This window comes from Pseudomonas palmensis (assembly GCF_049942755.1).
GTDB lineage: Bacteria > Pseudomonadota > Gammaproteobacteria > Pseudomonadales > Pseudomonadaceae > Aquipseudomonas > Aquipseudomonas palmensis.
In genome coordinates, this window is sequence record NZ_CP187958.1 from 1,078,671 (window position 1) to 1,091,953 (window position 13,283).

Here is a 13,283-nt window from a genome sequence, read left to right on the forward strand (position 1 = left end):
AAACTCCTTATTTAGCTTCTTTGCCAACGGTATTGAGCAAAAACTTGCCAATCAGATCTTCCAGTACCAGCGCCGACTGGGTGTCATGGATGGTTCCACCTTCCTTGAGCACCGCCTCCTCACCGCCCACGCTGATGCCGATGTACTTCTCGCCGAGCAACCCGGCGGTCAGGATCGAGGCGGTGGAATCGGTCGGCAGGTTGTCGACGCGTTTTTCCAGCTGCAACGTCACCCGACCGGTATAGGTATCGCGGTCCAGATCGATGGCCGTGACCTTGCCGATGGTTACACCGGCCATGGTCACTTTAGCTCTGACAGTCAAACCGGCGATATTGTCGAAGTAGGCGTAAAGTTTATAGGTATCGCTGCTCGGGCTGGCGGACAGGCCGCTGACGCGCAGGGCCAGCAGAAGCAGTGCCAGGATCCCGGCCAGGAGGAACAGGCCGACACCGATTTCCAGGGTGCGGTTTTGCATCAGAAATCTCCAAACATCAAGGCGGTCAGAATAAAGTCCAGACCCAGGACTGCCAGCGAGGCATAGACCACGGTCTTGGTAGTGGCACGGCTGATCCCCTCTGAAGTGGGCTCACAGTCATAGCCTTGGAATACGGCAATCCAGGTGACGACGAAGGCAAACACGAGGCTCTTGAGCACCCCGTTGAGTACATCGTCGACGAACGAAACGCTGTTCTGCATGTTCGACCAGAAGGAACCTTCATAGACTCCCAGCCAGTCCACCGCCACCCAGGACCCGCCCCAGATGCCGACCACGCTGAAGATCATCGCCAGCAGCGGCAGCGAGATGAAGCCGGCCCACAGGCGCGGTGCAACGATGTACTTGAGCGGGTCGACGCCGATCATCTCCAGGCTCGACAGCTGCTCGGTGGATTTCATGTTGCCGATTTCGGCCGTCAGCGCCGACCCGGCCCGCCCGGCGAACAGCAGCGCGGTCACCACCGGGCCCAGTTCACGCAGCAGGGTCAGGGCAACCATCTGCCCCACCGCCTGTTCCGAACCGTACTTGGTGAGGATGCTGAAGCCCTGCAGGGCCAGCACCATGCCGATGAACACGCCGGACACGACGATGATGGCCAGCGACATCACGCCGACCGAGTACAGCTGCTTGACCAGCAACTGGAACCCGCCGCCAATCCCGCCGCGCCCCACCAGGGCATGCAGCAGGAACAGGCAGGAGCGCCCCAGCACGGCCACCACGTCGATCGCGGAGCGACCAAACAGACGAATACGTTCGAGCAATGACTTTCTGCGCATCAACGCTTCCCCAACAGATCGGCGCGGTAATCAGGCGCAGGAAAATGAAAGGGCACCGGGCCATCCGGATCGCCTTTCATGAATTGGCGGATACGCGGGTTGTCCGACTCCATCAGCTCCTGCGGCGTACCCTGGCCCAGTACCTGGCCGTCCCCCACCACATACAGGTAGTCGGCAATGCTCGCGGTTTCTGCAAGATCGTGCGAAACCACGATGCTGGTGATGCCCAGCGCATCGTTGAGCAGGCGGATCAGGCGTACCAGCACGCCCATGGCGATCGGGTCCTGGCCGACGAAAGGTTCGTCGTACATGAGGATCTGCGGGTCCAGGGCAATCGCCCGGGCCAGCGCCACACGGCGCTTCATGCCGCCGGACAGTTCGTCGGGCATCAGTTCGATGGCACCGCGCAAGCCCACGGCCTGCAGCTTCATCAGCACGATGTCGCGGATCATTTCCTCGGGCAGCTGGGTATGCACCCGCAGCGGGAAGGCGACGTTCTCGAACACGTCGAGGTCGGTGAACAGTGCACCGCTCTGGAACAGCACGCCCATGTGCTTGCGCGCGTCGAACAGGTCGCTGCGCGACAGGGTCGGCAGGTTTTGCCCGGCCACCCACACCTCGCCGCTGGCAGGGCGCAGTTGCGCGCCCATCAGACGCAGCAGCGTGGTCTTGCCGCACCCGGAAGGCCCCATGATGCCGGTAACCTTGCCGCGGGGAATGCGTATGTCGACATTATTGAAGATGCTGCGCGCGCCGCGCTTGAAGGTCACGCCCTTCAATTCGACCGCGTAGGCGTTATCAACGCTCATCTAAACTCCTTGCGATGCAGCCTTTTCACTCAGACGCCAACCTCCTTCATGGAGGCACGCACGCTCCGAGCGGGCCGAACAGGCGGCGAACTATAGCACCGCTGATAGAGCCACCCCAAGGCCATCACCGAGGCTGTTCAGCTCAAGTTAAGGCTCACTTAAGGTTTCTGGCAGAGCATCCTTGCAATCACAGGTGAGGCTTTGGCGCATTACCGCTATAATCCCCGCCTTTTCATCAGGCAATCCGATCTACGACATGAGCCAATCCACCGACCTGATCCAATCCGCACAGCGCACCATCCGTCTCGAGATTGAAGCGGTAGAGGGCCTGCTGGCCCATATCGACGCCGATTTCGTCAAGGCCTGCGAGCTGATCCTGGCCAGCAAGGGCCGGGTCGTGGTGGTGGGCATGGGCAAATCCGGGCACATCGGCAACAAGATTGCCGCCACCCTGGCCAGCACCGGCACCACGTCGTTCTTCGTTCATCCCGCCGAGGCCAGCCACGGCGACATGGGCATGATCACCCGGGACGACATCATCCTGGCACTGTCCAACTCGGGCACCACCAACGAAATCGTGACCCTGCTGCCACTGATCAAGCGCCTGGGCATCAAGCTCATCAGCCTCACCGGCAACCCCGACTCGCCGCTGGCCAAGGCCGCCGAGGTCAACCTGGACGCCCGCGTGGGCCAGGAGGCCTGCCCGCTGAACCTGGCCCCGACGTCCTCCACCACCGCTGCGCTGGTACTCGGCGACGCCCTGGCCATCGCCCTGCTCGAGGCGCGCGGCTTCACCGCCGAAGACTTCGCCTTCTCGCACCCGGGCGGTGCCTTGGGCCGACGCCTGCTGCTCAAGGTCGAGAACGTGATGCACGGCGGTGACGAACTGCCCCAGGTTCAGCGCGGCACGCTACTCAAGGACGCCCTGCTTGAAATGTCTCGCAAAGGTTTGGGCATGACCGTGGTGCGCGAAAGCGACGGCCGCCTGGCCGGGGTGTTCACCGACGGCGACCTGCGCCGCAGCCTGGATCGCAACATCGACGTGCACACCACGCTGATCGACGAAGTGATGACCGTACACGGCAAGACCGCCCGCGCCGAGATGCTCGCGGCCGAGGCCCTGAAGATCATGGAAGACCACAAGATCAGCGCGCTGGTGGTGGTGGACACGCTCGACCAGCCGGTCGGCGCCCTGAACATGCACGACCTGCTGCGCGCCGGAGTGATGTAAATGAACGACGATCTGCTGCAACGCGGCAAGGCCATCAAGCTGGCGGTATTCGATGTGGACGGCGTGCTGACCGACGGTCGCCTGTACTTTCTCGAGGACGGCAGCGAATTCAAGACCTTCAACACCCTCGACGGCCAGGGCATCAAGATGCTCATGAACTCGGGCGTGACCACCGCGATCATCAGCGGGCGCAAGACGCCGGTGGTCGAACGTCGTGCGAAAAACCTCGGCATCCCGCACCTGTACCAGGGCCGCGAAGATAAACTGGTGGTGCTCGACGACCTTCTTGGTCAACTGGGCCTAAGCTATGAACAGGTTGCCTACCTGGGCGACGACCTGCCAGACCTGCCGGTGATTCGCCGGGTCGGCCTGGGCATGGCCGTAGCCAGTGCCGCTCCGTTCGTGCGCCAGCACGCCCATGGCGTGACCCTTGCGCGCGGTGGCGAAGGCGCAGCCCGCGAGTTCTGCGAACTGATCCTGCAAGCCCAGGGCAACCTGGACGCGGCGAATGCCAACTACCTGTAGAGCGATCCATGTTCAGTAAAAAGATCCGCAATATCGCGCTGTTCAGTGTGATCGCTGCCTTGTTTGCAGCGGTCGGCTACTGGAACATCAGCCCCGAGACGTTCCTCGACGAGCCCGCAGCGCAGGTCGACGAAAGCGCCATCGACTACTACGCCATCAATGCCCACAGCGTGCAGTTTCTGCCCGATGGCAAGCTGCAGTACGAGATGACCGCCGACAAGGTCGAACACCTCAAGGCCAGCGAAGTGACGCTGCTGACCACGCCGGACCTCAACATGTACCGCGGTACCGCCTACCCGTGGCACGTGCAGAGCACCCGCGGCGAGGTCAACCCGGACGGCACCGAAGTGGAACTGATCGACAACGTGCGGGTTGCCCGCACCGACGACCAGAACCGCGAAACCATCATTACCACCACCCGCATGACAGTCTTCCCGCAGAAGCAATATGCGCAGACCGAGCAAGCCGTTAGAATCGACGGCGCCGGTGGCACAACTACGGGCAAGGGAATGAAAGCGTATCTGAAAGACGGCAGGATGAACCTGCTGTCCAACGTAAGAGGACAGTATGAGGCTCGTTAAAACCCTCCCCTTTTTGCTCAGCCTGAGCGCAGCACTGGGAAGCGCGAGCGCCTGGGCCCTGCCGAACGACCGTGATCAGCCTATCCGTATCCAGGCTGACCAGGCTCAACTGGATGACAAGAAAGGCGTTGCCACCTATACCGGTGACGTGATCATCACCCAGGGCTCGATGATGATCAAAGGCAACACCGTGACCATCACCCGCACTGCCTCCGGCGATATCGACGTCGTGACCTCGGTGGGCAACCTGGCCTACTTCGAGCAGCAGCAGAGCGCAGCCAAGCCGGACAAGATGCAGGGCTACGGCAAGACCATTCAGTACAATGCGCCACAGAACCGCATCGTGCTGATCGACCGCGCCAAGGTCATTAATGAAGGCAACACCACCGAAGGCGAGAAAATCGTCTACGACACGGTGAAGCAGATCGCTACCGCTGGTCGCGGTGGCAAAGTCACCGAGTCGCGTCCGCGCATCGACATGGTGATCCAGCCGAAGAAGAAGGCCGAGTAGATGGCAACCCTCAAAGCCCAGCACCTGGCCAAGGCCTACAAAAGCCGGCAAGTCGTGCGTGATGTCAGCCTGTCCATCGACAGCGGCCAGATCGTCGGCCTGCTCGGCCCCAACGGCGCCGGCAAGACCACCTGCTTCTACATGATCGTCGGCCTGGTACAGGCCGACCAGGGCCGCGTGCTGATCGACGACCTGGACGTCAGCCACCAGCCCATGCATGGTCGCGCACGTGCCGGCATCGGCTACCTGCCGCAGGAAGCCTCGATCTTTCGCAAGCTGTCGGTGGCCGACAACATCATGGCGATCCTCGAGACCCGCAAGGAGCTCGACCGCGATGGTCGCCGCAAGGAGCTTGAAAGCCTGCTGCAGGAATTTCACATCAGCCACATCCGCGACAACCTGGGCATGAGCCTGTCCGGTGGTGAGCGGCGCAGGGTGGAGATTGCCCGGGCACTGGCCACCGCGCCCAAGTTCATCCTGCTCGACGAACCTTTCGCCGGTGTCGACCCGATCTCCGTGGGCGACATCAAGCAGATCATCCACCACCTCAAGGCCAAGGGCATCGGCGTGCTGATCACCGACCACAACGTCCGTGAAACCCTGGATATCTGCGAGACCGCCTACATCGTCAACGATGGCCAGTTGATCGCCGAAGGCGATGCACAGACCATCCTGGCCAACGACCTGGTGAAAGAGGTGTACCTCGGCCACGAGTTCCGCCTGTAAGCTGCGGCACATGGCTGAACATGGCGCTGCCTGGGCGCTGGCAAATGGCTCCACCCGGGGTTAATTGTTCCAGCGCTCTAGGCAAACGCTTTGATTTCAGGCATATAATTTGCTTAAAGTTGGCGCCTCTCGCGCCCTTGTAGTAGATGGCGCCTGTGCGCCGGCGAATAAGGTGTTAAGCCCCAGCCATGAAACCATCGCTCGTCCTAAGAATGGGCCAGCAACTGACGATGACTCCTCAGTTGCAACAGGCTATCCGACTGCTCCAGCTCTCCACCCTGGACCTGCAACAGGAAATCCAGGAGGCGCTGGAGTCCAACCCGATGCTCGAACGCCAGGAAGAAGGCGAGGATTTCGACAACAGCGACCCGATGGCCGACAACGCCGAGACCAAGCCGGTTGCCGAACCTCAGGAGAGCAGCTTCCAGGAGTCCGCCCCCACGGTGGACAACCTCGAAGAAGGCGAATGGAACGAGCGCATCCCCAACGAACTGCCGGTCGACACGGCCTGGGAAGACATCTACCAGACCAGCGCCAGCAGCCTGCCCAGCAATGACGATGACGAGTGGGACTTCACCACCCGCACCTCTGCCGGCGAGAGCCTGCAGAGCCACCTGCTGTGGCAGCTCAACCTGGCACCGATGTCCGACACCGACCGGCTGATTGCCGTGACGCTGATCGACTGCATCAACAACCAGGGCTATCTCGAGGAAACCCTCGAAGAGGTGTGCGAGTCGTTCGACCCGGAACTGGACATCGAACTCGACGAAGTCGAGGCCGTGCTGCACCGTATCCAGCAGTTCGAGCCCGCCGGCATCGGTGCCCGCAACCTCAGCGAATGCCTGCTGCTGCAACTGCGCCAGCTGCCGCCGCGTACGCAGTGGATGGCCGAGGCGCAGCGCCTGGTCAGCGACTACATCGACCTGCTCGGCAGCCGCGACTACAGCCAGCTGATGCGTCGCATGAAGCTCAAGGAAGACGAACTGCGCCAGGTCATCGAACTGGTACAGAGCCTCAACCCGCGCCCCGGCTCGCAGATCGAGTCCAGCGAAGCCGAATACGTGGTGCCCGATGTCATCGTGCGCAAGGATTCCGACCGCTGGCTGGTCGAGCTGAACCAGGAAGCCGTGCCGCGCCTGCGGGTCAACCCGCAATACGCCGGCTTCGTGCGTCGCGCCGACACCAGCGCCGACAACACCTTCATGCGCAACCAGTTGCAGGAGGCGCGCTGGTTCATCAAGAGCCTGCAGAGCCGCAACGAGACGCTGATGAAGGTGGCCACGCAGATCGTCGAGCACCAGCGCGGCTTTCTCGACCACGGCGACGAGGCGATGAAACCGCTGGTACTGCACGATATCGCCGAGGCGGTGGGCATGCACGAGTCGACCATTTCGCGGGTGACCACGCAGAAATACATGCACACCCCGCGCGGCATCTACGAACTGAAATACTTTTTCTCGAGCCACGTGAGCACCTCCGAGGGCGGCGAATGCTCGTCCACGGCGATCCGCGCGATCATCAAGAAACTGGTCGCGGCTGAAAATCAGAAAAAGCCATTGAGTGACAGCAAGATCGCTGGTTTACTGGAGGCACAAGGCATCCAGGTAGCCCGTCGCACCGTCGCCAAGTACCGCGAGTCCCTTGGCATTGCACCGTCGAGCGAACGCAAGCGATTGATGTGACATCCCCTGAGATGTGCCACCGCAATTCAGTGGCAGGCGCAACACCTGCCTCTTATGCACCGGCAACAAAAGGAGAAGCTGTATGCAAGTCAATATCAGTGGACAGCATGTAGAAGTCACTCCGCCACTGCGCGAGTATGTCGAGCAGAAGCTGAAACGACTGGAGGGTCACTTCGACAAGATCACCAACGTGACGGTGATCATGAAGGTCGAAAAGCTTCAGCAGAAAATTGAGGCTACCTTGCAGATCCCGGGCGGCGAAGTGGTTGCCAACGCCGAACATCAAGACATGTATGCAGCGATCGACGCCCTTACCGACAAGCTCGACCGCCAACTGAAAAAACACAAGGAAAAACAGCAAAGCCTCCTGCAAGGTGCAGCGGCCCGCTGATCCCCCCCACCCATGATCCGACTAGAAGATATCCTGACCCCCGGCCGTTCCCTCGTGAACGTGCCGGGCGGCAGTAAAAAGCGTGCGCTCGAACAGATTGCCAATCTGATCGGCAAGGAAGTACCCGAGCTGGACACCCAAACCGTGTTCGAGAGCCTGATCGCCCGTGAAAAACTGGGTTCGACCGGCTTCGGCAATGGTATCGCCATCCCGCACTGCCGCTTGAAAGGTTGTGAAAAACCGGTAAGCGCCCTGCTGCACCTGGACGCTCCCATCGACTTCGACGCCATCGATGGCGCTCCCGTCGACCTGCTGTTTCTGCTGCTGGTCCCGGAAGCCGCCACCGATGCGCACCTTGAGCTGCTGCGCCAGATCGCCAGCATGCTCGACCGCAAGGACGTGCGCGACAAACTGCGCGCGGCCACCGATAGCCAATCCCTGTACCAGGTCGTACTGGACGTGCAAAACGGGCACTGAACATGCGCTTGATCATCGTCAGCGGTCGCTCCGGCTCCGGCAAGAGCACCGCGCTCGCGGTACTTGAGGACAACGGCTACTACTGCATCGACAACCTGCCTGCCGGGCTGTTGCCGCAACTGGCCGAAAACGCACTGATCAATACCGAGCTGCTGCAGCCGCTGGTGGCCGTTTCCATCGACGCGCGCAACCTGCCCAGCCACCTGAGCCGCTTCCCCGAGCTGCTGGAGGATGCCCGCAGCAAGCACATCCATTGCGATGTGGTGTACCTGGACGCCGACGAGGAAACCCTGCTCAAGCGCTTCTCGGAGACGCGCCGGCGCCACCCGCTGACCAACACGCAACGCTCCCTGGCCGAAGCCATCCGGGTAGAGAGCGACCTACTGGGGCCGATCGCCGACCTGGCCGACCTCAAGATCGACACCACCAACCTCAACCTGTACCAGCTGCGCGACTCGATCAAGCTGCGCCTGCTCAACCAGCCCGAGCCGGGCACGGCGTTTCTGGTGGAGTCGTTCGGCTTCAAGCGTGGCATGCCGGTCGACGCCGATCTGGTGTTCGATGTGCGCTGCCTGCCCAACCCCTATTGGAAGCCCGAGCTGCGGGATCATTCGGGGTTGGAGCAACCGGTCATCGACTACCTGGCCGCGCAACCGGACGTCGAGGAGATGTTCCAGGACATTTCGTCGTACCTGCTCAAGTGGCTGCCACGGTTCGCCGCCAGCAACCGGGCCTATGTCACCATCGCCATCGGCTGCACCGGCGGTCATCATCGCTCGGTGTACATCACCGAACGCGTGGGCCAGGTGCTGCAACAAACATTGAAGAACGTCCAGGTTCGCCACCGCGACCTCTAGCCCTCAGGATCCCGCCCGCGATGCCCGCCATTGAAATCGAGATTATCAACAAGCTGGGGCTGCACGCCCGGGCAGCGGCCAAGTTCGTTGGCGTGGCGGGCAAGTACCCGTGTTCGGTGCGTGTAGGCCGTACCCCGGAGTCGATGGTCGATGGCAAGAGCATCATGGCCGTGATGATGCTCGCCGCCGGCAAGGGCACGAGCATCCACCTCAAGACCGAAGGCGAACAGGAAGCCGAAGCGCTGCAAGGCCTGGTCGAACTGATCAACAACTATTTCGACGAAGGCGAGTAACCTCGCCTTCTCGCTTCAGGACAACGCGGTATCCATCACCATCATCAGGCAGAACCCGATGCACAGCCCCAGGCTGGCCAGGCGATGATTGCCGTTGCTGCGTGACTCGGGAATGATCTCCTGGGTCACCACCAGCAACATGGCCCCGGCAGCGAAAGCCAGGCCCAGCGGCAGCATCAGTTCGGCGACGCTCACCACCCACGCGCACAGCACCGCCGCCAGTGGCTCCACCAGCCCGGATGCCGCGCCGATCAGAAACGCCTTGAAACGGCCCATCCCCGCTCCAGCCAGCACCAGCGCGATCACCAGCCCCTCTGGCACATCCTGCAGGGCGATACCCATGGCCAGGCTGTCGGCATCCGGCATGCCGCCACCGGCCGACACCCCGATGGCCATGCCTTCGGGGATGTTGTGGGCAATGATGGCAATCACGAACACCCAGATGCGCGCCGGAATCACCGGCCTGCCGGGCACGGCGACCAGGTCGTCCGGTGTTGCGCCCGAGACCCTGCGGTCCACCAGGTAGATGCAGAACGCACCGAACAGCAGGCCGAAGCTGATCAGGCCACCTGCCCCCCATTTTCCGAAGCCGACCGCCTGTGCGGCGTCCAGCCCCGGGATGATCAACGAGAACGCCGTGGCGGCCAGCATCACGCCTGCACCGAACCCCATCAGGGTATCGGCCACGGCCACCGGCATGCTGCGAATCACCAACACCGGCACTGCGCCCAGGGCAGTGCCCAGCGCACACATGGCCCCACCCTCAAGCGCACGCAACATCCGCGGTTCCAGGTCCAGCCAGGCGAAGCCCTGTACCAGCAGCAACGCCGTCCCCACCAACAGCAGCAGTGTGCCCAGCGCCAACCTGAACAGGCGCACACCGCCAATGGCCATCACCTCCGAGCGCATGCCGCTAGGACTCACACCAGGGCAGCAACGTAGCGACGCTCTACTTCGGACCAGTTGATCACGTTGTAGAAGGCGCCGATGTATTCGGGGCGACGGTTCTGGTACAGCAGGTAGTAGGCATGCTCCCACACGTCCAGGCCAAGAATGGGCGTATTGCCATTCATCAGCGGGCTGTCCTGGTTGCCGCTGCTCTCTACCACCAGGGTTTTCTGCGGCGTTACGCTCAGCCACGCCCAGCCACTGCCGAAGCGGGTCAGCGCAGCCTTGGTGAAGGCGTCCTTGAATGCCTCGAAACCGCCCAGCTGGTCATCGATCGCCTCGCCCACCGCGCCGTGGGGCTGACCGCCGCCGCCGGGCGCCATCACCGTCCAGAACAGACTGTGGTTGGCATGCCCGCCGCCCTGGTTGATCACTGCGGCCTGCAGATTCTGCGGCAGGCTCTTGACGCTGGCGACCAGCTGCTCGATCGGCCACTCGGCGTATTCGGTGCCCTCGATGGCGGCATTGAGGTTGTTGATGTAGGTCTGGTGGTGCTTGCTGTGGTGAATCTGCATGGTCTGGGTGTCGATGTGCGGTTCCAGCGCATCGTAGGCGTACGGCAATGCAGGCAAGGTATGCGGCATATCAGTGGGTTCCATAATGAAGGGCTGGGGGCTGTAGTTGTTCCTGGCCGGCAAACAGCGCCTGCTGCGCCCCCTGGCGGTAGAGCAGGCGTTCGGTACGGGGGTACTGGCCATACTCGCTGATGAAATTGAGCAGTTCGGTGTAGGTCTTGCTGCTCTGGCGCAGCGCCGCGTCGCGCAGCAACGGCGAAAGGCGCTGATCCTGGCTGGCCTGCAACAGGCGCTGGTGGATGGCGCACAGGTACTCGGCGCTCTCCTGCGGCTGCTTGAGGCGCAAATGCAGGTCGGCCAGGTTGTGGTGTGAAATCACACAGGCGGCCACCGCCTCGTCGGCGTCCTGCCAGCGCTCGAACAACACCTGGGCCAAGGCCAGGGCCTGCAAGTACAACTCGCGGGCATCCACCAGATCGCCCTGTTGGAACAGGCGGTTGGCTATTTCAGTGGTGCGTTTCCAATGCTGCATGACAGAAACCTCCGAAGCGGTGGGCGGTGTCAGATACCGCCGGCCGTGAGTTTTTCAGGGTCGAGCAGGACTTCCAGCTGGCTGCGCGGCAGGTCGGTGTGTTCCAGCGCAACCTCGATGATCGGGCGCCCCTGCTTGTAGGCGGTCTTGGCGATTTCGGCAGCCTTCTGGTAGCCGATGATCGGGTTCAGCGCGGTCACCAGGATCGGGTTGCGCGCCAGGGCTTCCTTGAGCTTGGGTTCGTTGACCTTGAAGGTGGCGATAGCCTTGTCGGCCAGCAGACGGCTCACATTGGCCATCAGCTCGATGCTGCCCAGCAGGTTCTGCGCAATGATCGGCAGCATCACGTTCAGTTCGAAGTTGCCCGACTGGCCCGCCACGGCGATGGCCGCATCGTTGCCGATGACCTGCGCGGCCACCATGGCGGTGGCTTCCGGAATCACCGGGTTGACCTTGCCCGGCATGATCGAGGAGCCGGGCTGCAGCCCTTCAAGCTCGATCTCGCCCAGCCCGGCAAGCGGGCCGGAGTTCATCCAGCGCAGGTCATTGGCGATCTTCATCAGGGCCACCGCGGTGGCCTTGAGCTGGCCGGAAACAGCCACGGCGGTGTCTTGCGAGCCGATCAGGGCAAACAGGTTTTCCCCCGGCACGAACTGCAGCCCGGTCAGGCCGCTCAGTTGCTGGCTGAAGCGCGCGGCGAACGCGGGGTGGGCGTTGATCCCGGTGCCCACCGCAGTGCCGCCCTGGGCCAGGGCCTGCAGGCTTGGCAGGGTGTCGTTCAAGTGACCGATGCCCGCCTTGACCTGTGCCGCCCAGCCGCCCAGCACCTGGCTCATGCGCACGGGCATGGCGTCCATCAGGTGGGTGCGACCGGTCTTGATGAACGGGTGCACTTGCTCGGCCTTGTGCTCGATCACCTGCACCAGGTGCCTGAGCGCCGGCAGCAGTTGTTCGTGCAGGGCCAGCGCGGCGCTCACGTGGATGGTGGTGGGGATGATGTCGTTGCTGCTCTGGCCGCAGTTGACATGGTCATTGGGGTTTACCGTGTCGCCCAGCACACGGCTGGCCAGGGTCGCGATCACCTCGTTGGCATTCATGTTGGAGCTGGTGCCGGAGCCGGTCTGGTACACGTCGACCGGGAAGTGCTGCATGAAATCGCCAGCCAGCAACTGTTCCACGGCGGTGACGATGGCAGCGCCCTGTGCCTGGCTGATCTGCTCCAGCTCGACGTTGGCCTTGGCGGCGGCGGCCTTGGCCAGCAGCAGGGCCCGGATGAACTGGGTCGGCATGCGCTGCTGGCTGATCGGGAAGTTGTTCACCGCGCGCTGGGTCTGGGCGCCATACAGGGCCTCGGCCGGCACCTGCAGCTCACCCATGCTGTCACGCTCGATACGGGTATTACTCATCATCAAGTCCTTGCATCAGTTCAGCGAAAGAAATCGAAGGCAGCAGCGTGCAGTTCGCCAGTTGCAGGGCGAAGGGCTGCCAGCGCTGGCCGTGCTCGCCGCCGTCGAGCTTGCGCAGCTGCAGCAGCGGCTTCCAGGCCTGGTCCAGGCACAAGCAGCGCCAATGCCACGGCAGCATGCGGTCGCACGCGGTGTCGAGCAGCAGGCGGAAGGAAGTCAAGGCGACGGTCCAGGCCGAGGTCTCGGTGCAGCAGACCAGGTAGCGACCTTCGGCCAGGTAGTGTTCGATCAGGCGCGGCTCGTCGGGCTCGAGGGCACAGCGAATTCGCCGGCTCAGCCAGCGCCAGTTTTCGAGGTAGGGCAATTCGTGAAGGACAGGTCTCATGAACATCATCGCCTAGATAATGATAGTCATTATTAAGTGATAATCAGAATCAGTTCAAGTGCGACCAAAGGCGAAAAGCAAAAAGCCCGGCACGGGGCCGGGCTTCGATGTGTAACCTGAGGTGGCCCCTTCGCCGGCAACG

At 62.4% G+C, this 13,283-nt stretch carries 18 protein-coding genes; 10 read left to right on the top strand and 8 right to left on the bottom strand.

What is annotated here, in order from left to right; genetic code table 11:
- Positions 1-7: 7 nt before the first annotated feature.
- Genes mlaD through ACPRTJ_RS05050 form a run of 3 tightly spaced genes read right to left on the bottom strand, consistent with a single transcriptional unit; the run spans position 8 to position 2,081 of the window.
- On the bottom strand, positions 8-475 hold the full coding sequence (gene mlaD, locus ACPRTJ_RS05040; protein WP_043862450.1) for an outer membrane lipid asymmetry maintenance protein MlaD: 468 nt from the start codon (positions 473-475) through the stop codon (positions 8-10).
- Positions 475-1,272: a lipid asymmetry maintenance ABC transporter permease subunit MlaE gene (gene mlaE, locus ACPRTJ_RS05045; RefSeq protein ID WP_043862451.1), complete on the bottom strand. Its 798-nt coding sequence runs from the start codon at positions 1,270-1,272 to the stop codon at positions 475-477. The genes mlaD and mlaE overlap by 1 nt, the downstream gene beginning before the upstream one ends.
- Positions 1,272-2,081 carry an ATP-binding cassette domain-containing protein gene (locus ACPRTJ_RS05050; protein ID WP_043862452.1) on the bottom strand — a complete coding sequence of 270 codons (810 nt, stop codon included), beginning with the start codon at positions 2,079-2,081 and terminating at the stop codon, positions 1,272-1,274. The genes mlaE and ACPRTJ_RS05050 overlap by 1 nt, the downstream gene beginning before the upstream one ends.
- A gap of 256 nt (positions 2,082-2,337) precedes the next feature.
- Between ACPRTJ_RS05050 and ACPRTJ_RS05055 the strand changes: the two genes are divergently transcribed.
- The 10 genes from ACPRTJ_RS05055 to ACPRTJ_RS05100 all read left to right on the top strand — a co-directional run bounded on the left by ACPRTJ_RS05055 (position 2,338) and on the right by ACPRTJ_RS05100 (position 9,355).
- Complete coding sequence (locus ACPRTJ_RS05055) at positions 2,338-3,312, top strand: KpsF/GutQ family sugar-phosphate isomerase (protein WP_043862453.1); 975 nt, start codon at positions 2,338-2,340, stop codon at positions 3,310-3,312.
- Complete coding sequence (locus ACPRTJ_RS05060) at positions 3,313-3,837, top strand: KdsC family phosphatase (RefSeq protein ID WP_043862454.1); 525 nt, start codon at positions 3,313-3,315, stop codon at positions 3,835-3,837.
- 8 nt (positions 3,838-3,845) lie between these two features.
- Positions 3,846-4,418: an LPS export ABC transporter periplasmic protein LptC gene (gene lptC / locus ACPRTJ_RS05065; protein ID WP_043862455.1), complete on the top strand. Its 573-nt coding sequence runs from the start codon at positions 3,846-3,848 to the stop codon at positions 4,416-4,418.
- Positions 4,405-4,929 carry a lipopolysaccharide transport periplasmic protein LptA gene (gene lptA, locus ACPRTJ_RS05070; RefSeq protein ID WP_054916380.1) on the top strand — a complete coding sequence of 175 codons (525 nt, stop codon included), beginning with the start codon at positions 4,405-4,407 and terminating at the stop codon, positions 4,927-4,929. The genes lptC and lptA overlap by 14 nt, the downstream gene beginning before the upstream one ends.
- Positions 4,930-5,655, top strand: coding sequence for an LPS export ABC transporter ATP-binding protein (gene lptB, locus ACPRTJ_RS05075; protein WP_043862457.1), 726 nt, complete (start codon positions 4,930-4,932; stop codon positions 5,653-5,655).
- A 188-nt stretch (positions 5,656-5,843) separates the two neighbouring features.
- A complete protein-coding gene (locus ACPRTJ_RS05080) occupies positions 5,844-7,337 on the top strand; it encodes an RNA polymerase factor sigma-54 (protein WP_426428274.1) in 1,494 nt (497 codons plus the stop codon).
- A gap of 82 nt (positions 7,338-7,419) precedes the next feature.
- Entirely contained in the window at positions 7,420-7,728 is a 309-nt protein-coding gene (gene hpf / locus ACPRTJ_RS05085; RefSeq protein WP_043862459.1) for a ribosome hibernation-promoting factor, HPF/YfiA family, read from the top strand.
- A gap of 12 nt (positions 7,729-7,740) precedes the next feature.
- Positions 7,741-8,205: a PTS IIA-like nitrogen regulatory protein PtsN gene (gene ptsN, locus ACPRTJ_RS05090; protein ID WP_043862460.1), complete on the top strand. Its 465-nt coding sequence runs from the start codon at positions 7,741-7,743 to the stop codon at positions 8,203-8,205.
- Between the two features lie 2 nt (positions 8,206-8,207).
- Positions 8,208-9,062: an RNase adapter RapZ gene (gene rapZ / locus ACPRTJ_RS05095; RefSeq protein WP_426428275.1), complete on the top strand. Its 855-nt coding sequence runs from the start codon at positions 8,208-8,210 to the stop codon at positions 9,060-9,062.
- A 20-nt stretch (positions 9,063-9,082) separates the two neighbouring features.
- Positions 9,083-9,355: an HPr family phosphocarrier protein gene (locus tag ACPRTJ_RS05100; RefSeq protein ID WP_043862462.1), complete on the top strand. Its 273-nt coding sequence runs from the start codon at positions 9,083-9,085 to the stop codon at positions 9,353-9,355.
- Positions 9,356-9,370: 15 nt separating this feature from the next.
- Here the strand turns inward: ACPRTJ_RS05100 and ACPRTJ_RS05105 are convergent, their stop codons facing one another.
- From ACPRTJ_RS05105 to ACPRTJ_RS05125, 5 genes are read right to left on the bottom strand one after another with little or no spacing between them, the layout of a single operon-like run.
- Entirely contained in the window at positions 9,371-10,264 is an 894-nt protein-coding gene (locus ACPRTJ_RS05105; RefSeq protein ID WP_058541430.1) for a ZIP family metal transporter, read from the bottom strand.
- Positions 10,265-10,275: 11 nt separating this feature from the next.
- Positions 10,276-10,887 (bottom strand): superoxide dismutase, encoded by a 612-nt coding sequence (locus ACPRTJ_RS05110; protein ID WP_043862464.1) that lies wholly within the window; start codon positions 10,885-10,887, stop codon positions 10,276-10,278.
- 1 nt (position 10,888) lies between these two features.
- A complete protein-coding gene (locus ACPRTJ_RS05115; protein ID WP_426428277.1) occupies positions 10,889-11,350 on the bottom strand; it encodes a hypothetical protein in 462 nt (153 codons plus the stop codon).
- A 29-nt stretch (positions 11,351-11,379) separates the two neighbouring features.
- Positions 11,380-12,756, bottom strand: a complete 1,377-nt coding sequence (locus ACPRTJ_RS05120; protein ID WP_426428279.1) for a class II fumarate hydratase — start codon at positions 12,754-12,756, stop codon at positions 11,380-11,382.
- Entirely contained in the window at positions 12,749-13,150 is a 402-nt protein-coding gene (locus tag ACPRTJ_RS05125; RefSeq protein ID WP_043862467.1) for a hypothetical protein, read from the bottom strand. The genes ACPRTJ_RS05120 and ACPRTJ_RS05125 overlap by 8 nt, the downstream gene beginning before the upstream one ends.
- Positions 13,151-13,283: the final 133 nt, after the last annotated feature.

What these genes read in the sequence shown, in the direction of transcription:
- ACPRTJ_RS05055 (WP_043862453.1), top strand. Translation starts at nt 2,338, where the DNA reads ATGAGCCAATCCACCGACCTGATCCAATCCGCACAGCGCACCATCCGT.
- ptsN (WP_043862460.1), top strand. Translation starts at nt 7,741, where the DNA reads ATGATCCGACTAGAAGATATCCTGACCCCCGGCCGTTCCCTCGTGAAC.
- ACPRTJ_RS05120 (WP_426428279.1), bottom strand. Translation starts at nt 12,756, where the DNA reads ATGAGTAATACCCGTATCGAGCGTGACAGCATGGGTGAGCTGCAGGTG.
- ACPRTJ_RS05115 (WP_426428277.1), bottom strand. Translation starts at nt 11,350, where the DNA reads ATGCAGCATTGGAAACGCACCACTGAAATAGCCAACCGCCTGTTCCAA.
- lptA (WP_054916380.1), top strand. Translation starts at nt 4,405, where the DNA reads ATGAGGCTCGTTAAAACCCTCCCCTTTTTGCTCAGCCTGAGCGCAGCA.
- ACPRTJ_RS05060 (WP_043862454.1), top strand. Translation starts at nt 3,313, where the DNA reads ATGAACGACGATCTGCTGCAACGCGGCAAGGCCATCAAGCTGGCGGTA.
- lptC (WP_043862455.1), top strand. Translation starts at nt 3,846, where the DNA reads ATGTTCAGTAAAAAGATCCGCAATATCGCGCTGTTCAGTGTGATCGCT.
- ACPRTJ_RS05110 (WP_043862464.1), bottom strand. Translation starts at nt 10,887, where the DNA reads ATGCCGCATACCTTGCCTGCATTGCCGTACGCCTACGATGCGCTGGAA.
- mlaD (WP_043862450.1), bottom strand. Translation starts at nt 475, where the DNA reads ATGCAAAACCGCACCCTGGAAATCGGTGTCGGCCTGTTCCTCCTGGCC.
- ACPRTJ_RS05125 (WP_043862467.1), bottom strand. Translation starts at nt 13,150, where the DNA reads ATGATGTTCATGAGACCTGTCCTTCACGAATTGCCCTACCTCGAAAAC.
- lptB (WP_043862457.1), top strand. Translation starts at nt 4,930, where the DNA reads ATGGCAACCCTCAAAGCCCAGCACCTGGCCAAGGCCTACAAAAGCCGG.
- ACPRTJ_RS05100 (WP_043862462.1), top strand. Translation starts at nt 9,083, where the DNA reads ATGCCCGCCATTGAAATCGAGATTATCAACAAGCTGGGGCTGCACGCC.
- ACPRTJ_RS05080 (WP_426428274.1), top strand. Translation starts at nt 5,844, where the DNA reads ATGAAACCATCGCTCGTCCTAAGAATGGGCCAGCAACTGACGATGACT.
- mlaE (WP_043862451.1), bottom strand. Translation starts at nt 1,272, where the DNA reads ATGCGCAGAAAGTCATTGCTCGAACGTATTCGTCTGTTTGGTCGCTCC.
- ACPRTJ_RS05105 (WP_058541430.1), bottom strand. Translation starts at nt 10,264, where the DNA reads ATGCGCTCGGAGGTGATGGCCATTGGCGGTGTGCGCCTGTTCAGGTTG.
- rapZ (WP_426428275.1), top strand. Translation starts at nt 8,208, where the DNA reads ATGCGCTTGATCATCGTCAGCGGTCGCTCCGGCTCCGGCAAGAGCACC.
- hpf (WP_043862459.1), top strand. Translation starts at nt 7,420, where the DNA reads ATGCAAGTCAATATCAGTGGACAGCATGTAGAAGTCACTCCGCCACTG.
- ACPRTJ_RS05050 (WP_043862452.1), bottom strand. Translation starts at nt 2,081, where the DNA reads ATGAGCGTTGATAACGCCTACGCGGTCGAATTGAAGGGCGTGACCTTC.